The following is a 26,401-nucleotide window of genomic DNA, read 5'->3' on the forward strand; positions in this document are numbered from 1 at the left end:
GTTATTCCTGCCTTGTGGTAATAATTAGTCGTCCATTAGGAAGGTAAACCTCGCGCATTTCTTCACTATCTGGTTTAGGTGTGCGTAATATTTTTTGTTGTTCTTTATCCGTTGATTTCATATTGTCTTTGCCAAAGGAATTATCTGTATATAATGCAAATTTTGAGATTGCAATAACCACTCGACGACTGTTTAATGGATCTACTTTTCCGTTACTATCAGTGATCGGCTGAAATTTTCCATAACCTTCAATCACCATTCTTTCTCCAACGATACCACGCTCATTAAAAGCATGTAACACACTGATCGCACGTAATGCCGATAACTCCCAGTTTGACTGGTATAATTCGTTGGAAACGTTAGTTAAATCAGTATAACCACGTAATCGAATCATATTAGTCGCCGGCGCTAAAACAGCAGCAATGCGTCCAATTTTCTGCTCAGCTGCATTTAAAATGGTATGGCTTTCGGCTGCAAATAATAACGGACCTTTCATTTCAATGGTTAGCCAATCACCATTTAAATCAACACTTAGATCGCCTGCTTCTAACTCTGTCTCTAATTCAGCTTGTAATGATAACTGTAACTCGCTTAAGGCATTGCCAGTATAATAACCATGTGGCGTTGATAGCTGCTCAGCCGGTATTTGTTGTATAGAAAGTTGCTCAAAAGGCAAATCGCTAACATAACCCTGAGCATAATTATCACCATCACTAATTAATGCAGGGCCGGTATTATCTTTAATATCGTTACTATTTTTAGTTAATATGCCTGTCGCATTAGATCCACTATTGGTAGGTTGAACAAACTTACTGGCACTTTGAATTACACTAATAATTTCTTGGTATTTTTCTTCTTTATTCAACGAAACCGCATACAACACTACAAATAAAGCAAACATCAAGGTCATATAATCTGCGTAAGAGACGGTCCAACGGTGGATATGATTATTTTGCTTTTGATGTAAACGAGGTCTGCGTCTAGACATTAGTAAGCAGCTCTAGCGATATACCCATGTAATCGACGTTCTAATAATAAGCTATTTTCACCATCAGCAATCGCAATTAATCCCACCATCGACATCTCTTGAAATAATGCTCGATGTTGATAGTTTAAACGGATTTTATTGGCAATAGGCAGGAACATAAAATTAGCAAAAGCAACCCCATAAATAGTTGCGACAAAAGCAACTGCGATGCCTTGTCCCAATAATTCAGGCTGATCTAGAAATGCCATTGCTTGAATCAAGCCTAGTACTGCACCAATAATACCGATGGTAGGACTGTATCCACCCATCGCATCAAAAACCTGTGCACTCCGCTCGTGCTGATCCATCTCTAATTCAATTTCTTGTTGCAAAACCTCTTGTAATGCAGCCTTATCACAGCCATCCACTAACATAGCAATACCAATCTGAGTAAAACTATCGTTTTGTTCTAGGTTTTCCTTTTCGAGGCTTAAAAACCCTTCCTGCCGAGATAACACAGACCAATGCTTGAGTTTTTGTATTTGCTCATCTAGAGAATAACGAGGAGGTGTAAATAAGGTGAATAACTGTGTACTAGCATCTTTTAATTGCTTTGAAGATGATTGAATTAAAATAGTGCCAACGGTACCACCAAACACAATTAAAAAAGCAGCGAGATCAAATAATCCACTCAACGGTGCATTATGATAAAGCTGTGCAAATAACACACTAGATACGATGACAATGAAGCCAACAATACCTATTCTATTCATGCTTTAATTCCACTAAAATTCGTTTGGCCACTTGCTCCAATGCAATTGACTCCGTGGCTATTCCCGCCTTGGTAACCGCTTGTGGCATGCCATAGACAACACAACTTGCTTCATCTTGAGCCCAAATTTCAGCACCTTTATCTTTTAATAAACGTGCCCCATCTCGCCCATCTGCGCCCATACCGGTCAACACAATTGCCAGTACTTTATCTGCGTATGATTTTGATAAAGAAGCAAAAGTAATATCAACACTCGGTTTATAGTTAAGCGCAGGACTACCATCTAATATTTTTATTTGCCCATTTGGCCCAACCATCATTTGTTTACCACCGGGTGCTAAATAAGCACAGCCTGCTCTTAATATGTCACCATTTTCAGCTTCCTTCACCGCAATCCGACAGTTACTATTTAAACGTTCTGCAAATGCTTTTGTGAATGTACCTGGCATATGCTGTATTAACACAATCGGTAATTTAAAATCACTAGGTAATGCAGTTAGTATTTTTTGTAATGCAACAGGCCCCCCCGTTGAAGTACCAATAGCCAACACCTTGTATGACTTACCCGATGCTTTAGTACGCATAGGTTTTGCTGCCGCCACTGTCGCGCTTGACAGATTTGAATTTGACGCACTTTTGGCGGAGATCTGCTGACGCTCATTTGCTCTTTGTAATGCCGTTAACGAAGGTGAAGCAGCCCCTGCAGTAATAGGTTTACTAACAATACTAGGTTTATTGACACTATGGGAGACAGAACTATGCGTAGCTTCAGCCGTTTTCTCTGCCACTCGATAAACCCTTCTTCTGGCTATCGTTTGAATACGTTGTTGTAATAATGTGGTTGCTTCTTCTTTATCTCTGGCAATATCTTCAAATTTTTTCGGCAGAAAATCACAAGCACCCGCTTCTAATGCGTCTAGCGTTGCACTTGCACCTTGGTGTGTTAATGATGAAAACATCAAAATAGGCACCGGTGTCGATGCCATAATTTTTTGCACTGCCGTGATGCCATTCATTACTGGCATTTCAATATCCATGGTAACAACATCAGGTTTATATTTAATCACCATCTCGATGGCTTCTTGGCCATTATTCGCTGTCGCAATCACTTCTAATGCAGGCGATGCATTAATAATTTCACTAACTCGTCGACGAAAAAAACTTGAATCATCAACTACTAATACTTTAATCGTCATTAACTTTCCTTTACGTGTAGTGCTTTAGTAAACTTGGCAAGTCTAAGATTAAAGCTATTCCACCATCACTTGTAATGGTTGCACCCGCCATACCTGGCGTACCTGACAACAATTTATCTAAGGCTTTGATAACCACCTCTTCTTGCCCTAACAATCCGTCCACTACAAAAGCCACCAATTGAGTACCAAGCTGCACAATCACAACATGACCTAAACCTTTACCTTTTTCAGCACGTGGTGCTTTAGGCGCTAACCAATCTCGCAAGTAAAATAAAGGAATAGCACGGTCTCGAATCACGATAGTCAGTTGGCCATTCACGACATTGGTTTTAGCTAAATCGAGATGGAATATTTCATTAACATTAGTTAATGGTAAAGCAAATGTTTGTTCCGCAATGACTATCATCAAAGTAGGTAAAATAGCTAACGTGAGCGGTACTTTAATTTCTAAACGAGTCCCCTTACCAATCGCAGAATCTATAGAAATTGTTCCATTCAAGCGACTGATACTGGTTTTAACTACATCCATCCCTACACCACGTCCAGAAATGTCTGAAATTTCAGCTTTTGTTGAAAAGCCAGGTGCAAAAATCAAAGAATACGCTTCTTTATCGGTCATGCGATCCGCACCATCTTGATCTAAGATGCCTTTATTGATCGCTATCTGTTTTAATCTTTCAGCATCCATTCCTGCGCCATCATCTTCGATAACTAATAAGATATGATCGCCTTCTTGGGCGGCTGATAATAAAATTCTTCCCTGTGTTTCTTTGCCTGACTGCATACGTACATCTGGCATTTCAATACCGTGGTCTACGGAATTACGCACCAAATGCACCAAAGGATCGGCCAAAGCTTCTACTAAATTTTTATCAAGGTCTGTTTCTTCACCCACTAATTCTAAGTGGATATTTTTACCTAATTGACGAGCAAGATCTCGTACCACGCGAGGAAATTTACCAAATACTTTCTTGATAGGCTGCATACGCGTCTTCATCACTGAACCTTGTAAATCGCCGGTGACTATCGCTAAATTAGCAATCGCACGTGACATCTCTTCATTGTCGGATGTTGACTCTAAACTCACCAAGCGGTTACGTACTAACACCAGCTCACCGACCATATTCATGATTTCATCTAGTGTACTAGTATCAACCCGCACTGTAGGCTCAGCTTGCGCTACTTTATTGGCAGGCGCTTTTGCAGCCACTGCTTTTTCTTTAGCTATAGTCGGTTTTACAGCTTCACTTTTTAATGGCTCAGATTTAGCAATAGGCGTTTGGGGTGTGGCTTTGACTGTGGACTGTATTGTTTCAGGCGGTATTGACTCAGTCGCAGTACTTTTTACTGAGCCGTGTAGCTCATCAAGTAATGATTCAAACTCATCATCACTGATCTCGTCTGAAGCATCCTTATCAATTGCAGCTATACCACCATGCGCGCCTTTGCCATGCAATTCATCGAGTAAATTTTCGAATTCATCATCACTAATTTCATCGCTATCACTCTCAACAGTAGCTGCAGGTGCCGCTGCAGATAATGAATGCTTGCCTACCCCATGCAACTCATCTAACAATGATTCGAATTCGTCATCACTAATATCTGAATCGTCGCCAGCATCTTGTTTAGGTGCTTCATTATTTGTGTTCGGTTTTGAATGCAATTCATCTAATAAATTTTCAAACTCATCTTCAGTAATATCCGCATTTTCTTTTTTGACGGGTTGAGCTTCTACATTGGAACCTGATTGGGTGTGTAATTCATCTAGTAGTGCATCAAACTCAAATTCATCAATATCACTAATATTATCTGACGTTGTAAGAATTGGCTCTATGATCGCTTCTGGCGAAGCAACGGCAACTTGCTCAACTTCAGTCGTAGCAGCAGCTTTGCTTAATCGATGTAATGCATCTAAAAGTGATGCTGAGGCTTTTTCCATTTGTTCGCCATTTTGCACGGCAGAAAATTGGTCATTAATAATATCTAACGCGCCTAAGATTGTATCCATCAATTCAGAATCAACTTGACGGTTTCCTTGACGTAAGCCATCAAAAACATTTTCTGCGCCGTGACAAGTCTCCACTAGCTCCGTCAGTGAAAGAAAGCCAGCACCACCTTTTACGGTGTGGAAACCTCGGAAAATAGCATTTAACAGCTCGGTATCATTGGGGTTATTTTCTAACTCAACGAGTTGTTCGGATAACAATTCTAAAATTTCCCCAGCTTCAACTAAAAAGTCTTGCAAGATCTCTTCATCTACTTCAAATGTCATTTCCCGGTTCCTTTAAAATCCTAAACTTGAAAGTAAATCATCAACGTCATCTTGTCCATTAACAACGTCTTCACGCGTTTCAGCGTTCATAATAGGACCTTCAGGCTCAATGTTATTATGTTGTGTTTTTGTGCAGTTAGCTAATTCGTTTTCTTTACTACAAACAGTCAATATGACAACCAGCTTAGATTCAACTTCTTGTACTAAATCAATCACTCGATTAATCATTTGCCCAGTTAAATCCTGGAACTCTTGTGCCATTAAAATTTCTGTTAATTTATTACGTAAATCAACGGCACTGACTTTAGAATGATCAAAAATTTCATCGAGAGAATGACATAGCCTCTTAAAATCACCTAATTCTAAGTTACGTGTCATTAACCCTTGCCAGCTTGGTGTGATAGCCTCTAAATCGTTAATTAATTTATCTGCAATAGGCAAACAGTAGTCTACGGCATCCATGGTAGTATTTGCCGCTTTATCAGTCATCTCAATAACATAATTTAGACGGTTTTTTGCATCCGGCAAATCTTGCCCTGCTAAATCAACTAAACGCGTGTCGTTATTAAAACTGAGTAAAGCTTCATGCAAATCACGCGTAAGTTCGCCAATTTGTTCAAATATAATCTGATCGGATGTAACTGAAAAATCAATACTCTCTACAATCTTATTAGCTTCAGTGATTTGTTCAGCTTCTAAGTGTGCTACAAGCGCCTTAGCTTGAGAGAGCGATATGTGTGGCATAATTGGATTTGCCATACTGCAACCCCCCAAAGTTAACCTAAACGCTCAAATACTTTATCTAATTTCTCTTTCAGCGTACCCGCTGTAAATGGTTTAACAATATATCCATTCACACCAGCTTGAGCAGCTTCAATAATTTGTTCTCGTTTTGCTTCAGCGGTTACCATTAAAACAGGAAGGTGTTTTAATTGAGGGTCTTTACGGATCTCTTTTAAAAGATCAATACCTTGCATGATTGGCATATTCCAGTCAGTGACCACAAAATCAAAGTTACCACTTTTTAACATAGGTAGGGCTGTATGACCGTCATCGGCTTCATAGGTATTGGTAAAACCCAAGTCTCTTAACAAATTTTTAATTATTCTTCTCATTGTTGAAAAATCATCAACAATCAAGACTTTCATATCTTTTTTCAAAACATTCCCCTAAGTCAAAAATCTACTTATTGTTATTTAAATCTGCCTGTTGGTATTTCAATCTACCTATTATTATTAGCTACAATAAAAGTAGATAAAAATTGGAAAAAAACATTATATTTCTACATTATTTTTTAGCTTGGTACTTACAGTGTGAGCAACTCCATGGAATTACCCCTTATTAGTTACATTATATCAGGATTAACTTTAGATTTCAGTCGATGTACGGCTTGGCTAAGAATTTGGCTAACACGTGATTCACTGACTTCAAGAATTAAGCCTATTTCTTTTAAATTCAATTCTTCATCATAATAAAGCGATAACACTAATGCTTCTCGTTGTGGAAGCTGTTCAATCATTTGCGCTAATTGAGCAGTGAATTGATTATCTGCAACAGCATCAAAAGTACTATCAAAGGAAGAACTTGGCTGGGTAAACATATCATCTGGATTGGCTAAATCTTCATAGGCGACCAACCTTGCACAATTAACATCCTGCAACATTTGTTGATAGTCAAGTAATGGTATTTGCAGATACTTAGCGACATCGATCTCTTTAGCGTCTTCCCCAGTTTGTTTTTCAACAGCATCAATAGCACTGGCGATAGTTCTACTGTTTTTATGCACTGACCGAGGAACCCAATCACCTTTCCGCATTTCATCTAACATCGCACCACGAATACGAATACCCGCAAACGTTTCAAAGCTTGCGCCTTTAGTGGCATCAAAATTACGCGCAGCTTCTAATAGCCCGATCATGCCGGATTGTACTAAATCATCGACTAGTACACTCGCAGGTAACCTAGCCATCAAATGATAAGCAATTTTTTGCACCAGATCTGAATGTCGTCCAATCAGCTCTGATGTGTCGGTTTGGTATCCCTGCGCTTTAATCACTTATAACAGCTCTTTCAAAGTATCGTCTTTATCATTAAGCAAAAGCTTTTCAATGAAAAACTCTAGATGTCCACCGGGTTGATGAGGGACAGGCCAATCACAAGCTCTATTTGCTAACGCTTTAAAAGCAAGAGAAGCGGGTGTTTTTGGAAAGGCATCGACCACGGTTTTTTGTTTTCTTACCGCTTGACGTACATTGCCGTCAAATGGGATACAAGCCACTAACTCTAATGAAGCATCCAAGAATCGATCCGTTACACGTGTTAATTTTGTAAATAAGTCTTGCCCTTCACGTAAGCTTCTCACCATGTTTGCGACGATTTTAAAGCGATAAACACCATTTTGCTTACTTAATATTTTAATTAACGCATAGGCATCGGTAATCGAAGTCGGCTCATCACATACCACCATCAATACATCTTGAGCAGCTTGAGCAAAACTCACCACCATGTTGGAAATACCTGCAGCGGTATCAATTAACAAAACATCGATCGGGGTTTGCAATGAACTAAAAGCCTGAATCAATCCCGCATGCTCAACATCCGTTAATTCAACCATCGATTGCGTACCAGAGGTTGCAGGAATGATCATCACGCCTTCCGGCCCTTTTACAATCACTTCATCTAAAGTACATTCACCGGACAACACATGTGATAAATTTTTAAGAACACGGATCCCTAATAATACATCGACATTAGCGAGCCCTAAATCGGCATCGAGTACCATCACTCGCTTACCCATTTTAGCAAGTGACACGGCCATATTAAGTGTCACGTTAGTTTTACCCACACCGCCTTTACCGCCAGTGACAGCAATCACTTTAACCTGCTGATTTCTCATTCTTCTTAAACCGCTTGCTTGATCTGCCATCATCATTGTTACTCATCATTTTTAAATTAGTTAAACCAATATAGTACACAAAACCATGTTTGAATTAATCTTCAGTGCTGCTATACCATTGATGTTTGTCTTGTTGTTGTTGTGTTTCCATCATCGATAAAGTGCCGCTAATTAAATTTTCTACTTTAGCAATTTCAATATCTTCAGGAACACGCTGTCCAGTAGTGATATAACTAATCGGCAATGCATGCTTCATGGTTACACTTAACACTTCTCCTAGACCAATACTTTCATCTATTTTAGTTAGAATACAGCCCGATAACGGGATACGCTTAAAGTGTTGTAACGCTTCTTCTACCACTCTACGTTGCGCAGTGGAAGGCACCACTAAATAACTTTTAATATTAACACGGCTACTACTCATTAAGGTTTCTAACTGTTCAGAAAGACGCACATCTCGCTGTCCCATGCCGGCAGTATCGATCAACACTAATCGTTTTTCTCTAAACTGGTATAAAATTTGTGACAACTCATCGGCATCTTTGGCCACACGTACTGCACAGCCCATTATTTTACCGTAGGTTGCCAGTTGTTCATGAGCGCCAATTCGATAGGTATCTGTTGTTATTAATGCAACTTGTTCAGGGCCATACTTAATCGCAAATTGTGCAGCCAATTTTGCAATGGTCGTGGTTTTACCTACTCCTGTTGGCCCTAACAGCGCAATGGCACCGCCTTGCACTAATATTTCATTTTGACCTATGGATATTTTATCTTGCAATAATGCTTGAATGTAGTGCTGTACTTCACTTGAAGAGGCATCTTCAGGAACATAACTTGCTAAGTGATCTGCGATTTCATCGGAAAAACCAGCGCTGTTTAACCACTTAATGATCATCGCTCGAACAGGTTCTTTACGTTCAATTTCTTGCCACATTAATCCTGAAACCTGATGCTCTAGCAACTTACGTAGTGAAGCAACCTCTTCACTGATTTTGGCAATCTCTTTATTATCACTCGCACGATTTGTGGGTGCTGAATTTCTTGTTAAAGGTGCACTCGCTTCTTGTCGATTATTCCAATTTTGCTGCTCTGCTAAAGTAGCCGGTTGAGACGATGAATAAGAGCTAGAAGTTCTTTCATCTTTTTCCTGAAATGAAAAAGCAGGCAAATCATCACGTTTTTTAGGCTGTGGTTTCTTGTTTTGCTGTGCATTTACTTTACCAAAAAACGAGTTTAACGATTTAGCAAAGTCATCTCCGTTTTCTTTACGATTACTACGAATACTATTAGGTAATTTAATTTTTGGTACTTTTTCAGCGCTTTTCGACGATAGTTGCACGCTATCTTCTTTTAACTGTGAGAGTGCATCGCCTTGATCTGCTTTTACATCAACCGAGGTTTGTGATTGATAATCAACTGCGGCCACAATCTCAATGCCGCCTACTACTTTTTTATTAGACATGATCACAGCATCTGGGCCTAAGACTTCTTTGACCTCAACCATAGCCGTGCGCATATCTTTTGCAAAAAATCGTTTAATTTTCATTGATTACAACCATTATTGCCCAATTGAGCTTATTATTTTAATCTGTTTATCATCGGGAATTTCTTGATAAGACAGTATGTGTAGACTCGGTATTGTATTTTTAACAAATCGGGCCAAGGTACCGCGTAATACACCTGATGTTAATAATACCGCAGGTTGACCTATCAATTCTTGTTGCTGCGACGCTTCAATTAATGAATTTTGAATACGCTCTGCCAACCCAGGCTCAATACCCGCACCATCTGATCCACCAGCCTGTATAGACTTATGCAATATTTGCTCCAACTCTGAAGACAACGTTATCACTGGGATTTCAGGCTCATTACCGATAATTTCTTGTACAATCATACGTTTTAATGAAATTCGACACGCCGCCGTCAAAACTTCGGCATCTTGGCTACGCGGCCCATAATCCACTAACGTTTGTACAATAGAGCGAATATCTCTAATCGCAACGTTCTCGTTTAATAAACTTTGTAACACTTTAACAACTGTACTTAACGACAATACCTCAGGTACTAATCCTTCCACTAATTTCGGCTGCTTCTTAGCCAGCATATCTAATAAATTTTGGGCTTCTTCATGCCCTAATAACTGCGCGGCATGATTACTTAATATTTGACTAAGATGCGTTGCAACAACGGTTGCGGTATCGACTACTGTGTAACCTAATGCTTGTGCTTGTTCACGCTGCACTTCATCAATCCAAACCGCTTCTAATCCAAACGCGGGGTCAACTCCGGTAATCCCGTCAATCGGCCCAAACACTTGTCCTGGATTAATGGCCATATCTTTATCATGGTATATATCTGCTTGACCACAGCTTACACCCATCAAGGAGATATTATAATTGTTTGGCGATAAATCTAAATTATCTCGAATATGCACAGGAGGAATTAAAAAACCCATTTGTTGTGATAGTTTTTTACGTACCCCTTTAATACGATCTAATAACTGCCCTCCCTGTGATTTATCAACCAGCGGAATAAGGCGATAACCGACTTCTAAACCAATGGTATCGACACTGCGCACGTCATCCCAACCTAACTCTTTAACTTCCGCAGGTTTATCACTAATTGGTCCACCATTTTCTTGGATCGCTAAGGCTGTTTCCTGCTTAACTTTCAAACGCTTTAATTGCCAATATGCACCACCTGCTGCAATTCCACCTAGGGTTAAAAAAGCAAGGTGTGGCATGCCAGGCACAATGCCCATCACTAATAATATACCAGCAGTAATCGTTAATGCCTTAGGGTCATCAAACATCTGCCCCAACATTCGATTACCCATATCTGCTTCAGTATTTTCACGAGTAACTGTGATCGCAGCAGCAATCGATAGTAACAATGACGGTATTTGTGCAACAAGCCCATCACCAATCGTTAATAACGTATAAATTTCAGCAGCTTGAGCTAAAGGTAGATCATATTGCACCATACCAATAATAAAGCCACCAATGATATTGATAAACAAGATCATGATACCTGCGATGGCATCACCTTTTACAAACTTACTAGCACCATCCATAGAACCATAAAAGTCAGCTTCCATGGTGACCTCTTCGCGGCGGGTTCGAGCTTGTTCTTGATTAATTAATCCAGCATTCAAATCCGCATCAATGGCCATTTGTTTACCCGGCATTGCATCCAGGGTAAAACGAGCGCTTACTTCTGAGATACGCCCAGCACCTTTGGTAATTACCACAAAGTTAATTATCATTAAGATGATAAAAACAATTAAACCAACGGCTAAGTTACCGCCAATCACCACCGAACCAAAGGCTTCGATCACGTTACCAGCAGCATTGCCACCTTCATGACCTTCTAACAATACCACTCGGGTAGAAGCAACGTTTAACGCCAAGCGCAGTAAGGTAGCAATTAATAGAACAGTTGGGAAAGCAGCAAAATCTAGTGGCCGCTTGGTGTAAATTGAAACTAATAAAACCACTAACGCGAGGGCAATATTAAAAGTGAATAGGATATCCAGCAGTAAAGTAGGCATAGGTAAAATAACCATGCCTAGTGCAGCTAACACTAAAATTGGAGTACCTAAACCGCCGAAGAAAATTGCGCGTTTAGCCCATAGAGATGAAAAAACAGTGTTGATAGCGTCACCTAAAAAATGAATGTATTAGCGAGTGTTAATATGTCTTATATTCAGCCTACTTTAACAAACTCAAGTAGCAGATATTAGCTTTACGAATTTAACTCGTGAGCATAGACATAAATAATAGCTAAAAAATAGAAACTTGCCTGAACAAATTTGATCATAACCAGTAATTAATGCTTATTAATCAAACATATTAACTAATTTTATGCTTATATTTTAGTGATAACACTGCAACAATACCAGTTTAGATAAATAACAGGCAAAGATATTCTTTTATTGTTAACCCTAGATCCAATTTTTAATTGGGATAAATAAAATCATCGGGCACAGGAATATCCGTCGGTAAGGCTTTAGGTCGCCCGGATCTGCCCTTTCTAAACTGCTCTAGTTGATAGATATAAGCCAATATTTTGGCAATCGCAATGAATAACTCTTCTGGCACATCTTTACCAATATCAGTGGTATGGTAAACGGCGCGGCATAATTGTGGAGATTGCATAACCGGCACTTCATTTTCTCGTGCTACTTCACGTATTTTAAGCGCCATGAAATCGACACCTTTAGCAACAACGTAAGGAGGCCTATCTCCATCTTTATCGTACTTCAAAGCCACTGAATAATGCGTTGGATTGGTGACTATAACATCCGCATCAGGCACATCCCCCATCATGGTACGTTGTGACATCTCATATTGTAATTGACGAATTCGCTGCTTAACCTCTGGTTTACCTTCCGAATTACGATATTCGTCTTTTACTTCCTGTTTGGTCATTTTTAGCTCATCACTGTGCTTGTGAATTTGATAAGGAACATCCACTGCAACAATAATTAATAACGATAAACACAATATAAGAAACATCCACCTCAGCATATCCAGGGCTTCAAAAGCACTACCGGGAAGCTGGCTCACCGATAAATGTAAAATATTTTCAAAGGTGGCACCTAAAATAGCCCAAGCGACACCAATCACCACGGCTACTTTTAGAATAGACTTCAACAATTCAACCCAAGCTTGTAAACCTAACATGCGCTTTAAGCCAGCTTTCGGGCTCATACGACTAAATTTAGGCATCATTGCTTTAGTACTAAAAATCATGCCTCCTAATAACGCACTGCCTAAAATTGAAATAATAAACAGCATTAACAAAATAACAAACATCGGCACGCCTAAACCGCTAAAACCATCGACAAGCGCATGCCACATCTGTTCTGGATCAAATATATCTGCGCGTTCAAAAGTAAATGAACGTTTCATCATTATCGACAATTCGTAGGCTAATCGATCTCCAAAAATAAATACCGATAATGCTGCAGCAATTAACACCGACGCAGTCGCTAATTCTTTGGAGCGGGCGACTTGCCCCTTTTCTTTGGACTTTCGTATTTTGTCGGGGGTGGCTTCCTCGGACTTATCGGTACCGTTTTCATTTTCAGCCATCAATTACTCCTTTAATAAACCGTGGGGTGAGGTAACCTCTAACAATATAAACAATAATATAGATAAGAGTGTAGCTCATTACGGTTTAGTACAAGGATTATCAAGTATTTCACACATAGTGATGACACCTTTTGTCCATTGGTTTTCAAAATGTAATGGCACATTTAATAATGTGATCCACAATACAAATAAACCAAATACCATGCTGATTGAGAAACCTAAACTGAAAATATTTAACTGCGGTGCTGCTTTAGTCATAATACCAAAGGATAAGTTAACCAATAACATCGCAACCATCGATGCAATTGAGAAAGCTAGTGCAGCATGGAACATAGTCGAGAACCATTCAGCTATTTTATAATAGTCTGCCGCTAACAAGCCATTTTCAGAAATAGGTAAGGTTTCAAAACTCCTAATAATCATCTCTATCATTAGGAGGTGCCCATCTATTCCCAAAAACAGTAAAGTCACCAACAATACATAAAATTGACCAACAACCGGTGAAGTTTGCCCACTCATTGGGTCTGCCATAGAAGCAAAACCTAAGCTGGTTTGCATTGCAATAATTTGCCCTGCAACCACAAAAGTTTGCACCACAAAAACAGAAATAGTGCCCATTGCGATGCCAATTAAGAGTTGTTGTAACACCACAATAAAGCTAGTCATGGAGAAGAGTTCAATGTAGTCGGGCGCAGGAGGGAGAGAAGGTAAGGCTAATAAAGTAATGCTTAGCGCATAAAAAAGACGGATCCGTGTTGGTGTTGTGTTAGAGCCGACAGCGACCATCACCATTAACATGGCAGCGATGCGGCAAAATGCCCATAAATAACTGGCGATAAAATCAATAATAATATCAGCCGAAAAAACCATTACCCCACCACTTCCGGAATTTGATTAATCATGGCGATAAAAAACTCCATCAACTTACCAAATCCCCAATGCGCACCATAGGCTAACGCAACTAAGGTCATAATTAAACGCGGTAAAAAACTTAAGGTTTGCTCGTTAATTGATGTTGCCGCTTGAAACACAGCAACCACCAATCCCACCAATAAACTGGGCACGATAACCGCAGATACGAGGATCAAAACCAACCACAAAGCTTGTCTAAATATGTTTACAAAAACTTCCGGTTCCATAAGTCTCCTTACAACCCGAAACTATTAGCTAAACTACCCATCACTAAATTCCAGCCATCCACTAATACAAACAACATGAGTTTAAAGGGTAATGAAATAATCATCGGTGATAACATCATCATCCCCATGGCCATTAAGATACTAGCGACCACCAAGTCAATAATTAAAAAAGGAATAAATAGCATAAAGCCGATTTGGAAAGCAGTTTTCAATTCACTGGTCACAAAAGCTGGGATCAGCACAGTAATCGGCACTTCCTCAGGGCTATCAACTTCTACATTGGCAATTTCTAAAAATGTTTTCAAATCTTTCAAGCGTGTTTGTGACAACATAAATTGCATCATAGGCTTTTTCCCCTGTTCAAGGGCTTGCACTATGGTCATCTCTTCATTTAAATAAGGTTGTATTGCACTTTCATTCACTCGGTCAAAAACAGGGGCCATAATGAAAAACGTCATAAACAAAGCAATACCATTAACCACTTGATTCGAAGGAGTCTGTTGTAAGCCAAGCGCTTGACGAAGGATCGACATTACAATCACAATACGAGTGAATGAGGTCATTAAAATCAACATTGCAGGCAAGAAGCTGAGCGCGGTCATAAACGCAAGTACTTGCAACGTTACACTGTATTCTTGATCGCCAGCGGCACTTGTTGTCACCGTGACTGCCGATAATGCACCTGGCTCGGCGATGGCATGTGGAACAAACAAAAACAGGCCTGAGCATAATAATATCAGCAGTTTATTCATTATTCTTTTTTCCTGCTTTAGATAATACACTGGCAAAAGCTGTCGCAAATGATGGTAGGCTTTGTGTTTCAGCCTGGAGTTCGACACTCGGTATATCTAGTTGATCTAATAAGTTGATTGATTGCTCACTAACCCCTAATAAATATTGTTTACCGTAGACTTCAACAATTTGCACACGGCTTTTATTGGTTAGCGGTTGAGTTGCAATGATTTTAATTGGATTTTTACTGCCACCTTGACGAATAAAATTACTTTTCTTCATTAAATAAGCAAATAGAAAAATGCAAGCAAGTACCAGTATTAACGATCCAAGCATAGTACCGATCGCTAACTCTGGGCGCTTACTCGTCTCTTCTAAAGCGACAACAGGCAAGCTAACCACAGTTAACAAAACTGTTTGAATTAACTGCCTCATTTTAGTTTTTTGATACGTTCAGTTTGGCTAATGACATCGGTTAAACGGATACCAAACTTATCATTAACAACAACAACTTCACCATGTGCGATCAAGGTGCCATTAACTAATACATCCAGTGGTTCACCGGCAACACGTTCCAATTCAACTACTGAACCTTGATTAAGCTGTAACAGGTTACGAATATTAATTTTACTACGACCTACTTCCATTGAAATAGTCACAGGAATATCTAAGATGCTATCTAAACGAGCTAATTCATCTTTACTCATTGGTGCTGCAGTATCTTTTAATTCATCAAGATCAATATTTGTAGCACCTGAATCAGCATCTCCAGATTCTTCTAATGCTGCAGCCCATTCATCTGCCATATCTTGTTCTGTGCTCATGCTTTATATCCTATCGATTAATTACTTCGCTTTACTTATTATTGCTTAACTGTATTTAAGTTAACTGGACTTAGCTTTTTTCTCTTTTAAGTCTTGCAATTGAATTTGTGTTTTTTGTACTTCAGGACGTGCAATTTTTTGAATTATTTTTAATGCATAATTATCATTGCTTTGCCCTAATGTTGCCCTATAAGTCGGTAAACCTTCCACTGATACTAATAAACTTTCAGGTAGGTCCACGGGAATAATATCACCTGCTTTCCAGTGCATCATATCTCGCAGTGAAACTTGCTTTTCTAGTAAGCGCGCACCTAAGTCAACTTCAACATCCATAATTTCATCTTGAAGTGCTTGAGACCAACGTAGGTCAGTATCTTCTTTATCACTTTGCACACCCGCATCTAATAATTCACGGATGGGCTCTAACATCGAATAAGGCATCGCAATATGGAAATCACCACCGCCGCCGTCCAACTCGATATGAAAAGAATTAACCACAATCACTTCAGTCGGACTAACAATGTTTGCCATTGCAGGATTGACTTCTGAATCTAAATATTCAAATTCAGCATCCATCACCGGCAACCACGCGTCATGGTAATCTTCAAAAATTATCTTTAATAACATTTGAATAATACGACGCTCTGTTGGAGTAAACTCACGCCCTTCAATTTTGGCGTGATAACGCCCATCGCCACCAAAAAAGTTTTCAACTAAAATAAAAACCAGTCGCGCCTCCATGGTGATCAGCCCTGTTCCCTTTAAAGGTCTAAAACGAACCATGTTAAGGCTGGTAGGAACAAATAAGCTGTGAACATACTCCCCAAATTTCAGCATTTGTACACCATTGATTGAAACCTCAGCGGTATGGCGTAACATATTAAATAAACTGATCCTTAGATGACGAGCGAAACGCTCATTAACCAATTCCAAGGTTGGCATTCGACCACGAACAATACGGTCTTGTGAAGAAAAGTCGAAATGAGCATGAGAGTTACTCTCATCCATACTATCACTTTCAATCACTTCCTCATCAACGTCATCCACACCATGTAATAGTGCATCAATTTCGTCTTGAGATAATAAATCCATGCTTAGCCCTTATCTATTACTGTAAAACAAAACCGGTAAATAGTACCGTATGGATAAGTGCACTTTCGCCAACCATAGTAGTTGCGGCATTTAATTCTTCTAGCGCTTTTTGTCGTAATTCACTTTTGCCTTCAGGGCTACGTAACTGCTCAATCGTTGCCGCCCCAAAAACGCTCACTAGCGTACTTTCTAATAATGGAATGTGCTTACGAACAATAGCTTCACTACTTTTAGTGTTGACCATTAATTGTACTTTAATTTGTACCGTGCGATCACGCTTACCTTCTAATACATTGAACACAAAAGGCCTTGGCATTGGTACATAATTAGCCCCTTTTTCTGTGGTTTCAGTCGTAGCTTCAACCGCTGTTTCATCGCTTGCTGCATCATCTCCAGAGAGCATAAAAAAAGCACCACCGCCACCAGCAGCAAGTAAAACTACAACAGCAACAATGATGATAATTAATTTTTTCTTACTTTTAGGTGCTGCATTTTCACCATCTATTGATGCATCATTTTCTTCAGCCATTGCTGGTTATTCCTCTCGATTTATTCTCAATTTCTCAAGAATATGTGTTTTACACAAAAATAATAAGTTGATTTTAATCGTTCTTTCTCAGTAAGCCAGTAACTATTGCTTTGTTTAAGCATAAAAATCAATTCCTTGATCTGTAGACGCTACTTTTGATGGCATCCATACCGCTATTTGCTCTTCTTCGACCATTCCATTGTTATGAGTCTGCCCCCCTGACATGGCATTCATACCGTTATTTTGTTGCTGCTGACCTTGCTGTTGAGATTGTTGCTGAACGTTTGCTTCACCCAGTTGAATCCCTTGTTGTGCAAGTTGCTCTCTTAATCGAGGCATATTTTGTTCAATAATATCTTTACTCAACCCTGCTTGAGTCTGAATATTTAATTGTAGCTGATCCTGTTGTACATGAACTTTAATAAACATTGATCCTAACTCTGCAGGATCTAAACGAATTTGAACCTCTTGCTTACCTTGAGAGATCATCATCATCACTCGCTCACCCATCATTGCCGCAGCTTGTTTTGATTGAATATCCAAAGGTTGTTGTAATAGATTATTCGTTGCTTGCTGCTGTTGGTTGCCCGCCATTAGTTTATCTAACTGTGCTAAACTAGTTTGATTTGGTCTGGCGCCGTTAACATCAGTAACAGTTTGTGCTGTAGCTGTACTTTCATGCTTAATGGGAGAGCCTACACTGTCATCTTGTTCTAATTTTTTAAGTGTTTGCAATTCTGCTTCTATGCTGACAGGTTCAGACTCGCTTGATGGAGTTGTGCCTGATACACTTGCCCCGACCGGCTGAGGCTGACTGTCCGTAGCTGCAGTAATTTTATTGTTTTTCTGTACATTATCCTTCGCTAAAGCAGAAATGGCAGGCTCAATTTTTTCAGTCGCAGATATATTTCCTTCAACATTTTTTGTAGCCATACTAGAATCTATTGTATTAGCTGCTTGAATATCAGCATTGTTATTTATCACTTGGTGACTTTGCAAGTCAGTAGTAATTTGCTCATCAACTAGGGAGTTGAAAGAGTCTGTAATTACAGTATCAACCGTGTTTTCTTGAGAAGTATTTTTCAATGCAATCAGATCGGCAGATTCTGTTTTTGAATTTTTTTCAGCTGAATTTAAAGTCGCCAAATTTTCATCTAAATACATTAATTGATTATTAATGTCGAATTCAGTGGCACTCTCACCTGTTGCTTCGTTGCTGTTAGAATTAACCTTTGTATCTACTTTCTGAGCTGATTGAATACCTAATAATAGCTGCTCATTCTGTATATTATTAATATCCTCATTCTCTCCCATTTTGACATCAAGAACATCAGAAGCATTCAGTTCTTCGACATTATTTTGTTGTCTAGCAAGTACTGAATAATTATTATTACTAGTACTGGGTTGTTGTAGAGGAATTTGGTCACTAATAGCGCTACTTTTATCATTCACAACTTCAGAGGGCTCTGCTTCAATATTATCTTTATTATCTATTGCGACACTATCTTGTTCAATATTGTCTTTTAATACTTTAGAAAAACTATTTTGCTCTTCCGTAAGCTTAGATTTTGAAGAATGATTTGCAGCCGAATCTATTTTATCGCTCTCTTTATGCGCCTTCAGATCATTGCTTTTTGCGCTTACTGTGCCATTTAATAAGGATTGCATCATAAAAGTATTCTCTATTTCACTTACGGTGGATTTTTAGCGGTATCTCTCACAAGGTTAATGTCATTCGTTGCCGCTTTTATCGAAATTTGACTATTACCTTAATAAAGCAATTAATAGACCAAAAAAGTATATTACTAAGTAAAAAATTAATTTTTATCTTGTTCCGCTTGTTGCTTTTGAAAAAACTGAAAAGTGGCAAACTCATCCAATAGTTGTTGTTCTTTTTTATCAGCAAGTTTTATTTTTTCACGTGCTTTTTTCTCTAGCAATAAGCCCATTGCTTTATGTGCAACCTGACTATCTGTCCACTGTCGTTTTTTTTCGCGTACTGCATATTCAAACTTAACTAATGAAGATTGTTGATTAGTTAAGCCTTGATCTATTTGTACAATAAATTGTTGGTATTTAGCCAATGTTGAAATGGTGAGACCTTGCGAGCCTTTTTCACTTAATTGAGCGGTATATTGACGTCGATATTGATGTAGGTTTTGCAATTGGTTACGTTGTTCGAATAATGCTTTTTGAGCCTGTTGATATGCTTGTAAAGCTTTCTCAACTTGCTTTTCTCTTTGTTCATAAACAAGCTGTAATGCATCAGCGGCCATGGTTTTTCCCTATTAACTTTTAACAAACTCCTGCGTCAATACTGCAAGCTGTGTCAAACAATCGTTATAACTAATACTTTCTTTCATACCTTGTTGCAAGAAGTGATCCAATCTTGGCCTGATCAGGATCGCTTTATCGATTCGAGGATCACTACCGCGCGCATAAGCACCAATAGTAATTAACTCTCTATTTTCTTCGTATAAAGAATAAGCCTGTTTGAGCACCCTCGCTAAGGTTTGATGCTCATCTGAAGTCACCATTGGCATAACTCGACTAATTGATTTTCCCACATCAATAGCAGGAAAATGCCCAGAGTCAGCTAACGAACGCGATAATACAATATGGCCATCTAAGATAGCGCGAGAAGCATCAGCAATAGGATCTTGGAGATCATCACCCTCTGTTAGTACGGTAAAGAACGCACTAATAGATCCTTGGTTTTCATTGCCATTCCCAGCACGTTCCACTAAAGCCGGTAGTTTTGCAAAAACAGAAGGCGGATAACCTTTAGTAGCGGGCGGCTCACCAATTGCTAATGCAATTTCACGCTGGGCCTGTGCAAAACGAGTTAATGAATCCATTAACAATAAAACATTCAAACCTTGATCGCGAAAATATTCAGCAATAGTTAGCGAAGTTTCGCACCCTTTTAAACGCATCAATGGCGATGCATCGGCAGGTGCAGCAATCACAACTGCGCGAGCGCGCCCTTCTTCCCCTAAAATTTCTTCAATAAACTCTTTTACTTCTCGACCACGCTCACCAATTAACCCTACCACTACCACATCGGCATTAGTACCTCGGGTCATCATGCCCAGTAAAACACTTTTACCCACACCGGAGCCTGCAAACAACCCCATTCGTTGCCCTTGGCCGACGGTTAATAATGCATTAATTGCTTTAATGCCAGTATCAAGAGGTTGTTTGATCGCTTTACGAGAAAGAGGATTAATACGCGTATTATTATAACCACTCATGGTATTGGTTTTTACTTCACCTTTACCATCAATAGGATTTCCCATGCCATCTAAAACACGCCCTAATAGCTCCATTCCTACTGGAATACCAACTTCTTTTGTTTGAGGAATGACTTTAGCACCAGGTAATACGCCGGTTAAACGTTCGCTGGGCATTAAAAATAATCGCTCACTTGAGAAGCCAACAACCTCGGCATCAATATAACCGTCATTGGTTTCTACTTTACACATACTTCCCACGGCAGCACTACAGCCAACCGCTTCTAGAGTCAGACCAACAACACGCACCAGCTTTCCTGCCACCACCGGATGAGTGACTGATTCACCCACTTGATATTGAGTAATGCGTTGCGATAATGTTTTCATGGTTAATTAAGCGTCTTATTATTAGTATTGGCGTCTTCAGTATTTACATCAGAGCTATCATCAGTTTCACTGGAGGTTTTATCTGCACCAGTGATAGCTGCGGGATCGTTAATGGAGTTGGTGCCATTAATCTCTGTTGATTCAGTCGAGGATTTGGCCTCTGCTAATAAATCTTGTTCTGTTTTCATTTCATAATCTAAAGGCTGATCATGACTAATATCACCGTCATTACTTACTTCAGGGGTATTTTCATAATTCTCTTTTAAGAAGTGCTTTAATACTTGTTCGATACGCGTCGAGAAAGCATAATCAATACTGGAAGTTTGAGTGTGTATTTGGCAATCACCTCTTAACAAGGTGGGTTCTGAACGTAAATCCCAGCCACGCTTTTGACACTCAGATTCAGAGAATGCAGTTTCTACGAATACAAGATCTTCAGGATTTAGCGAAATTACAATCATTTGTTCATTAACTGGGAGTGCTTCAACACCTTGCTTTAACGCTTGTAGAATAACTTGAGGATTAACACTAACTTCACAGCGCACCATTTGTTCAGCTAAACTAGTTGCCAATTTAATCAATTGAAATTCGACATTGTCATCTAATTTTTCAAGTGGTTGGTGTAAGCGAGAAACTAACTGCTCCCAATGTAACACTTGCACATCAACTTTTACCTTGCCTTCGCTTAAGCCTTGTTCAATGCCTTGCGCTAAACCTTGTTCGTGCCCTTCCGCTAAGCCTTGTAATTTCCCTTCCTCTAGACCTTTTACCATTCCAGCTTCCTTACCTTCATTGAAGCCATCTTCATAGGCCGAAGCTCGAATTGATTCTATATCTTCTAAAGTAAGTGGTTTAGGTTCGTCTTTGAGTGGAGTAGGTATTTCTTCTTGCTGGCTACGATACCAATTTGCAGGTCGACCAAATAGGTCAATTTCATTTTCTTGCAGGCTTTCCTCGACTTCAAAATCTGGCAAGATCCACTCTTGAAAATCTTTATCACTTTCAATGCTCATGCATTTACCTTACTTAGTAATTAACGAGTTGCCTGACGATATGACTAAACAATACAACCAGCCTATATTTGTAAACCATAGTACTGTTCTAGATTAACGAGCGATATAACAGGGCTATTTGACTAAAGTTGGATGATTGTATTTACTTACCTAAAAGGGTGACCGATTAGGTAAGTAATAAACACTGACAACAAGGGGTATTAATGAGCACTCAATTATAAGAACTCTTCGCCACCACCACCACCTAGCATTAACTCGCCAGCATCGGATAAACGGCGTGCTATTGTTAATATTTCTTTCTGCGCACCTTCAACTTCACTAATACGGATAGGTCCCATTGCTTCAAGATCATCAACTAACATTTCAGCAGCACGTTTAGACATATTAGCCAATATTTTATCTTTAAGTTGCTCTTCAGCACCTTTGAGCGCTAATTGCAATTGATCCGGTGGCACTTCTCGCAATAGTGTTTGAATGCCTCGGTCATCTACATCAATAAGATTATCAAAGACAAACATAAGGTCTTGAATTTGTTGACTCATCTCTTCATCAGATTCACGTAGTGAGTCCATTAATGGACCTTCAATAGCAGTTTCTAAGTAGTTCATGATATCAGCAGCAGCTTTAGTCCCCCCCATTTTCGCAGCTTGAGCTCCCGCTTGGCCAGCAAATTGTTTCTCCATAATCTCGTTCAATTCTTGCAATGCCGCTGGTTGTACTTCTTCTAAATCAGCTATACGCATCATTAAGTCTAAACGAATTTTCTCTGGAAATTGGGTTAAGATCTCAGCAGATTGATCTGGGTCTAAATAAGATAAAACAATGGTTTGGATCTGTGGATGCTCATTTTGAATAATACTAGCTACTTGTCGAGCATCCATCCATTTAAGGGAATCCAAACCTTTAGAGCCGCTGCCTAAAATAATTTGGTCAACTAGATTACCCGCTTTATCGGCACCCAAGGCCTCGATTAATGAGTTACGCACAAAGTCTTCACTATCTAAGCCGATATTACTGTATTGTTGAATATCTTCAATAAAGGCACGATGAACACCACTTACTTTCGCCTGTGAAGAGTCTTCCAAGGAGGCCATTCGCATCCCCAACTTCTGTACTTGTTTAGGCTCTAGATTTCGAAATATTTGCGCAGCATCAGCAGGTGTTAAACTAAGCATTAAGATTGCTGATTTTTCTGCACCCGTTAAAGTAGATATATCATACTCTGCTACTTTTGTTGATTTTTCGTTTGTATCATTATCACTCATCTTCTAATAACCACTCTCTAATTACTTGCGCTGACAACCCAGGCTCATTCGCCACTAAAGCTCTCACTGCTTTTAATAAATCTTCATGTTTATGTAAATCAGGTAATTTTATTTGCCCGCTGTTATTTAATCCAAATTCAGCACTATCATTATTGTCATCAGATAATAATTGTAGATTGTCGTTATCGATTGAACCAATTGCGCCACCTAATTCGTAATCTTCTTCCGTCTCAATAGCCTCTGGGTACAATAATTTTTTCATAATTGGACGTACAATCAACAATAGGGTCAAAATTATGACAAGTAAACTTCCACCAAAGCGAACATAACCTTGGAAGGTTTCAGTTTCCCAAAAGTCTTCTTCGGCTATAGGCTCAACATCAGGACGATTAAAACTAACAGAAGCCAGCGCCAAAATATCGCCACGTGCATCATTGATCCCTAAACCACCTAGCAACAACTGACGAATATTTTCTACTTCTTCAGGAGTTCTTGCCGTATAAACCGCTTCACCAGCATCATTTACTGATTTAGTGTAATCCAAGGCGACAGATACCGCTAGGCGATCGACTTTACCTACTTTGTGTTTGGTATGAGTGATGGTTGTATCAACTTCATAATTTCGGGTCGATTCAGTTCGTGATGAGCCATCGTTAGTATTAGCTTCTTCATTAGCTTCGGTGAGCTCTTCAGGTATTGCTCCATTAGCCGGTGGTTGGTTTGATAGCGCACCCGGTACAGAACCTAATAAAGAAGATGAAGATGATCTATCTTCAATTAACATTTCACTACGTACAGCTTGATTAGAAGGATTAAAGGTTTTTTTAGTTTCTTCAACGACAGTAAAATCCATTACTAAATCAACTTCTGATGCATAGTTAGCAATCCCTAATACCGGAATTAAAATCGCATCAATTTTAGATTTATATTCTTCCTCTCGTTCTCGCTGCATACCAAATTCTTTACTGGTTTGCGCAGAAGCCCCTGAAGTACTACCAGAATGTAATAAGCGACCTCGTTGGTCAGTCACGGTGACGTTATTTGGAGATAAACCTTGTACTGCAGAAGCCACTAAATCAACAATAGAATCAACTTCTTGGCCTGATAATGCATAAGAGCGAGAAGTGGTAATAACGACGGTAGCACTGGCTTGGCGTTCTTTACGTGCAAACACACTTTCTTTGGGAATTGCTAATAGAACTTGCGCGTTAGTAATATTTTTCATTTCTTTAATCGCAAGCGCTAGTTGACGCTCACGACTTAATTTTAATCTTTCTTTTTCAACACGTTGACTTACACCAAACCCCATGTCTTGCAATAAAATATCATCGCCATTTTCTGTATTGTCACTGACTAAACCCGCTCGTGTCATTAGCAGTTTTATTTTCTGATATTGATCAGACATAACAGAAACATTATTACCTTCTAATTTATAAGGAAGTTTCTGCTGATCTAAAAAGTCTAACGTGCTGATTAACTCGTCAGTTTGATAAGTGCCTAAAGGACGATAATCAGCTTCTTTGCCCCATGACCAAATGATCACTACAATTGCGAGGACAATCAACAAACCGATGATCATACTAATTTGACGCAATACATCCACATTAGAGAAAAACGAAGAAATCGCCCCTTTTTGCGGTACTGCTGGTATATCATTGTTACCATTACCTTCTAGCAACAAATTAGCATTACTTGCTGAATTAGACACAGTGCTTCCTTTTAACGATTATATTTATGCAGTGAAACGATTAAACAGGCATGCTCATGACTTCTTTATAAGCCTCAACCATTTTGTTACGCACTTGCACGGTCGCATCAAATGCTAAACCAGATTTATTAGATGCGATCATAACATCAGCTAAGCTGACATCTTTATCACCCATTTCAAAGCTATTACGTAAATCTGATGTATTTTGTTGCAAGCCATTTACGTTTTCAATTGCTTGCTTAAGCATTGCAGAAAAATCAGCAGACGCTGGATTAGTTGCTTTTGTACTTAATTCGTTACTTAACCCTTTTGCTTCTAAGCCTTGAGTTTGTAACTCTTTAAACATTGATGCAGCATTAATATTCATTGTAAATAGCCTTTTTTTGACACAGATAATAGTAAATAGCAATAACTATGCCAGTTGACTTTATAATGGAAATTTACCTATTGAATATTTTGTCGATAGCTTAAATTTGGCATAGAAAAACTTAATGTTGCAATGCTTATGTTGTAATTATAGTTAAGCTGTGTGATGAAGGCACAATTGTTAGGATAGTGTAATTTTGACAATCTAGGCGCTATAAAAAAGGCATTAACGATTATTAATGCCTTTTTAAAATATAACGAAAAAAATAAAAGCTTAAGGAAGCCTCGGTATCAACAATTAATCAGTTTTATTATCTTTTAACTTCTGTATTTCTTGGTCCAATTGCTGCTCCGCCTCTTGAGCTTTAAACTCCTGATAAAGAGCATCTTTTTGCTCTGCGTTTAGCGGTAGCTTAGAAGCACTCACCAACTCTTCAAAAATAGCTTTAGTGGACGCTTGTCCAATTGCGACTAGTACACATAAATTATCTTTCTCGGCGATCTTAACAATATCTGTTTTTAATGCACTGGTGCCGGATAAATTTTGTTCTGTCACTTGCTTAGAAACACTTGAAAAAGAGACCCCTGATTCAAGCCCAGTGGCTACATCTACTTTGTCACTATAAGCTTTATCCATTGCACTAACACGAGTGTCAATACGTTGTGCTAATGAAGCACGTGCATTCGCCATCGCCTGTTGCTTATCAATCGACATGTTACCCGACCATAGAACACATTCAGAAACAGCAATGCCATCTTCTGTTTGAGGGTTTAATATCCAACTGGGTATTTCACCTATTGCTGTTTCTTGTGTTGGGTTGCTATTTGAACAAGCAGTTAACAGAAGTATTGCAGGTAAGCTTAATAAATGGATTTTTTTAAACATAATCATTCCTTAATCAACGGTAAAA

General features: G+C 39.0%; 26 protein-coding genes. All 26 read right to left on the reverse strand.

Translation table 11 applies throughout. From position 1 onward, the window contains the following. Position 1: 1 nt before the first annotated feature. Positions 2-988, reverse strand: coding sequence for a flagellar motor protein MotB (locus H5084_RS02300; RefSeq protein ID WP_051368925.1), 987 nt, complete (start codon positions 986-988; stop codon positions 2-4). After that, positions 988-1,740: a flagellar motor protein gene (locus H5084_RS02305; protein WP_084296184.1), complete on the reverse strand. Its 753-nt coding sequence runs from the start codon at positions 1,738-1,740 to the stop codon at positions 988-990. Before H5084_RS02305 ends, H5084_RS02300 begins: the two co-directional genes overlap by 1 nt. After that, the gene (locus tag H5084_RS02310) at positions 1,733-2,935 is read right to left on the reverse strand and encodes a chemotaxis response regulator protein-glutamate methylesterase (protein WP_028867421.1); all 1,203 of its coding nucleotides are present in this window, start codon (positions 2,933-2,935) and stop codon (positions 1,733-1,735) included. Before H5084_RS02310 ends, H5084_RS02305 begins: the two co-directional genes overlap by 8 nt. Positions 2,936-2,945: 10 nt before the next feature. After that, complete coding sequence (locus H5084_RS02315; RefSeq protein ID WP_182689412.1) at positions 2,946-5,207, reverse strand: chemotaxis protein CheA; 2,262 nt, start codon at positions 5,205-5,207, stop codon at positions 2,946-2,948. Positions 5,208-5,219: 12 nt separating this feature from the next. Continuing rightward, complete coding sequence (locus tag H5084_RS02320) at positions 5,220-5,966, reverse strand: protein phosphatase CheZ (protein ID WP_182689413.1); 747 nt, start codon at positions 5,964-5,966, stop codon at positions 5,220-5,222. A 17-nt stretch (positions 5,967-5,983) separates the two neighbouring features. Beyond that, positions 5,984-6,367: a chemotaxis response regulator CheY gene (cheY, locus tag H5084_RS02325; RefSeq protein ID WP_028867418.1), complete on the reverse strand. Its 384-nt coding sequence runs from the start codon at positions 6,365-6,367 to the stop codon at positions 5,984-5,986. A 185-nt stretch (positions 6,368-6,552) separates the two neighbouring features. Then, on the reverse strand, positions 6,553-7,263 hold the full coding sequence (locus tag H5084_RS02330) for an RNA polymerase sigma factor FliA (protein ID WP_028867417.1): 711 nt from the start codon (positions 7,261-7,263) through the stop codon (positions 6,553-6,555). Further along, positions 7,264-8,136: a MinD/ParA family protein gene (locus H5084_RS02335; protein WP_037070847.1), complete on the reverse strand. Its 873-nt coding sequence runs from the start codon at positions 8,134-8,136 to the stop codon at positions 7,264-7,266. Between the two features lie 61 nt (positions 8,137-8,197). After that, the gene (gene flhF, locus H5084_RS02340) at positions 8,198-9,652 is read right to left on the reverse strand and encodes a flagellar biosynthesis protein FlhF (protein ID WP_028867416.1); all 1,455 of its coding nucleotides are present in this window, start codon (positions 9,650-9,652) and stop codon (positions 8,198-8,200) included. A gap of 12 nt (positions 9,653-9,664) precedes the next feature. Further along, a complete protein-coding gene (gene flhA, locus H5084_RS02345) occupies positions 9,665-11,761 on the reverse strand; it encodes a flagellar biosynthesis protein FlhA (protein WP_051368922.1) in 2,097 nt (698 codons plus the stop codon). A gap of 301 nt (positions 11,762-12,062) precedes the next feature. Next, complete coding sequence (gene flhB / locus H5084_RS02350) at positions 12,063-13,202, reverse strand: flagellar biosynthesis protein FlhB (RefSeq protein ID WP_028867414.1); 1,140 nt, start codon at positions 13,200-13,202, stop codon at positions 12,063-12,065. A gap of 78 nt (positions 13,203-13,280) precedes the next feature. Continuing rightward, positions 13,281-14,072 carry a flagellar biosynthetic protein FliR gene (gene fliR / locus H5084_RS02355; RefSeq protein ID WP_028867413.1) on the reverse strand — a complete coding sequence of 264 codons (792 nt, stop codon included), beginning with the start codon at positions 14,070-14,072 and terminating at the stop codon, positions 13,281-13,283. After that, positions 14,072-14,341, reverse strand: coding sequence for a flagellar biosynthesis protein FliQ (gene fliQ / locus H5084_RS02360; protein ID WP_028867412.1), 270 nt, complete (start codon positions 14,339-14,341; stop codon positions 14,072-14,074). Before fliQ ends, fliR begins: the two co-directional genes overlap by 1 nt. An 8-nt stretch (positions 14,342-14,349) precedes the next feature. Next, on the reverse strand, positions 14,350-15,096 hold the full coding sequence (gene fliP / locus H5084_RS02365) for a flagellar type III secretion system pore protein FliP (RefSeq protein WP_409077623.1): 747 nt from the start codon (positions 15,094-15,096) through the stop codon (positions 14,350-14,352). Continuing rightward, positions 15,086-15,508, reverse strand: a complete 423-nt coding sequence (fliO, locus tag H5084_RS02370; RefSeq protein ID WP_028867410.1) for a flagellar biosynthetic protein FliO — start codon at positions 15,506-15,508, stop codon at positions 15,086-15,088. The genes fliP and fliO overlap by 11 nt, the downstream gene beginning before the upstream one ends. Next, a complete protein-coding gene (gene fliN, locus H5084_RS02375) occupies positions 15,505-15,897 on the reverse strand; it encodes a flagellar motor switch protein FliN (protein ID WP_028867409.1) in 393 nt (130 codons plus the stop codon). The genes fliO and fliN overlap by 4 nt, the downstream gene beginning before the upstream one ends. 60 nt (positions 15,898-15,957) lie before the next feature. Further along, positions 15,958-16,989 (reverse strand): flagellar motor switch protein FliM, encoded by a 1,032-nt coding sequence (gene fliM, locus H5084_RS02380; RefSeq protein WP_028867408.1) that lies wholly within the window; start codon positions 16,987-16,989, stop codon positions 15,958-15,960. 16 nt (positions 16,990-17,005) lie between these two features. Further along, positions 17,006-17,518 (reverse strand): flagellar basal body-associated protein FliL, encoded by a 513-nt coding sequence (gene fliL, locus H5084_RS02385; protein WP_028867407.1) that lies wholly within the window; start codon positions 17,516-17,518, stop codon positions 17,006-17,008. A gap of 114 nt (positions 17,519-17,632) precedes the next feature. Further along, a complete protein-coding gene (locus tag H5084_RS02390; RefSeq protein ID WP_182689415.1) occupies positions 17,633-19,189 on the reverse strand; it encodes a flagellar hook-length control protein FliK in 1,557 nt (518 codons plus the stop codon). Positions 19,190-19,335: 146 nt separating this feature from the next. Beyond that, complete coding sequence (fliJ, locus tag H5084_RS02395; RefSeq protein ID WP_182689416.1) at positions 19,336-19,794, reverse strand: flagellar export protein FliJ; 459 nt, start codon at positions 19,792-19,794, stop codon at positions 19,336-19,338. A gap of 12 nt (positions 19,795-19,806) precedes the next feature. Then, a complete protein-coding gene (gene fliI, locus H5084_RS02400) occupies positions 19,807-21,138 on the reverse strand; it encodes a flagellar protein export ATPase FliI (RefSeq protein ID WP_028867404.1) in 1,332 nt (443 codons plus the stop codon). Positions 21,139-21,140: 2 nt separating this feature from the next. Then, entirely contained in the window at positions 21,141-22,151 is a 1,011-nt protein-coding gene (fliH, locus tag H5084_RS02405) for a flagellar assembly protein FliH (RefSeq protein ID WP_051368919.1), read from the reverse strand. Between the two features lie 215 nt (positions 22,152-22,366). Further along, positions 22,367-23,416, reverse strand: a complete 1,050-nt coding sequence (gene fliG / locus H5084_RS02410; RefSeq protein WP_028867403.1) for a flagellar motor switch protein FliG — start codon at positions 23,414-23,416, stop codon at positions 22,367-22,369. Next, a complete protein-coding gene (fliF, locus tag H5084_RS02415; protein WP_028867402.1) occupies positions 23,409-25,124 on the reverse strand; it encodes a flagellar basal-body MS-ring/collar protein FliF in 1,716 nt (571 codons plus the stop codon). Before fliF ends, fliG begins: the two co-directional genes overlap by 8 nt. 40 nt (positions 25,125-25,164) lie before the next feature. After that, positions 25,165-25,491: a flagellar hook-basal body complex protein FliE gene (fliE, locus tag H5084_RS02420; RefSeq protein WP_166371922.1), complete on the reverse strand. Its 327-nt coding sequence runs from the start codon at positions 25,489-25,491 to the stop codon at positions 25,165-25,167. Positions 25,492-25,788: 297 nt separating this feature from the next. Then, complete coding sequence (locus H5084_RS02425; RefSeq protein ID WP_182689417.1) at positions 25,789-26,376, reverse strand: LPP20 family lipoprotein; 588 nt, start codon at positions 26,374-26,376, stop codon at positions 25,789-25,791. Between the last annotated feature and the right edge of the window lie 25 nt (positions 26,377-26,401).

Origin of the sequence: Psychromonas sp. SR45-3, from assembly GCF_014163575.1 — a bacterium.
GTDB classification, from domain to species: Bacteria; Pseudomonadota; Gammaproteobacteria; order Enterobacterales; family Psychromonadaceae; genus Psychromonas; species Psychromonas arctica.

Coding starts and splice junctions, on each gene's coding strand:
- fliL (WP_028867407.1), bottom strand. CDS start 17,518: ATGGCTGAAGAAAATGATGCATCAATAGATGGTGAAAATGCAGCACCT.
- flhB (WP_028867414.1), bottom strand. CDS start 13,202: ATGGCTGAAAATGAAAACGGTACCGATAAGTCCGAGGAAGCCACCCCC.
- fliR (WP_028867413.1), bottom strand. CDS start 14,072: ATGGTTTTTTCGGCTGATATTATTATTGATTTTATCGCCAGTTATTTA.
- fliI (WP_028867404.1), bottom strand. CDS start 21,138: ATGAAAACATTATCGCAACGCATTACTCAATATCAAGTGGGTGAATCA.
- fliG (WP_028867403.1), bottom strand. CDS start 23,416: ATGAGTGATAATGATACAAACGAAAAATCAACAAAAGTAGCAGAGTAT.
- H5084_RS02315 (WP_182689412.1), bottom strand. CDS start 5,207: ATGACATTTGAAGTAGATGAAGAGATCTTGCAAGACTTTTTAGTTGAA.
- H5084_RS02390 (WP_182689415.1), bottom strand. CDS start 19,189: ATGATGCAATCCTTATTAAATGGCACAGTAAGCGCAAAAAGCAATGAT.
- fliQ (WP_028867412.1), bottom strand. CDS start 14,341: ATGGAACCGGAAGTTTTTGTAAACATATTTAGACAAGCTTTGTGGTTG.
- flhF (WP_028867416.1), bottom strand. CDS start 9,652: ATGAAAATTAAACGATTTTTTGCAAAAGATATGCGCACGGCTATGGTT.
- H5084_RS02305 (WP_084296184.1), bottom strand. CDS start 1,740: ATGAATAGAATAGGTATTGTTGGCTTCATTGTCATCGTATCTAGTGTG.
- fliE (WP_166371922.1), bottom strand. CDS start 25,491: ATGAATATTAATGCTGCATCAATGTTTAAAGAGTTACAAACTCAAGGC.
- H5084_RS02300 (WP_051368925.1), bottom strand. CDS start 988: ATGTCTAGACGCAGACCTCGTTTACATCAAAAGCAAAATAATCATATC.
- fliH (WP_051368919.1), bottom strand. CDS start 22,151: ATGAGCATTGAAAGTGATAAAGATTTTCAAGAGTGGATCTTGCCAGAT.
- H5084_RS02320 (WP_182689413.1), bottom strand. CDS start 5,966: ATGGCAAATCCAATTATGCCACACATATCGCTCTCTCAAGCTAAGGCG.
- fliN (WP_028867409.1), bottom strand. CDS start 15,897: ATGAGCACAGAACAAGATATGGCAGATGAATGGGCTGCAGCATTAGAA.
- H5084_RS02425 (WP_182689417.1), bottom strand. CDS start 26,376: ATGTTTAAAAAAATCCATTTATTAAGCTTACCTGCAATACTTCTGTTA.
- H5084_RS02335 (WP_037070847.1), bottom strand. CDS start 8,136: ATGATGGCAGATCAAGCAAGCGGTTTAAGAAGAATGAGAAATCAGCAG.
- fliO (WP_028867410.1), bottom strand. CDS start 15,508: ATGAGGCAGTTAATTCAAACAGTTTTGTTAACTGTGGTTAGCTTGCCT.
- H5084_RS02310 (WP_028867421.1), bottom strand. CDS start 2,935: ATGACGATTAAAGTATTAGTAGTTGATGATTCAAGTTTTTTTCGTCGA.
- fliM (WP_028867408.1), bottom strand. CDS start 16,989: ATGGATTTATTATCTCAAGACGAAATTGATGCACTATTACATGGTGTG.
- fliJ (WP_182689416.1), bottom strand. CDS start 19,794: ATGGCCGCTGATGCATTACAGCTTGTTTATGAACAAAGAGAAAAGCAA.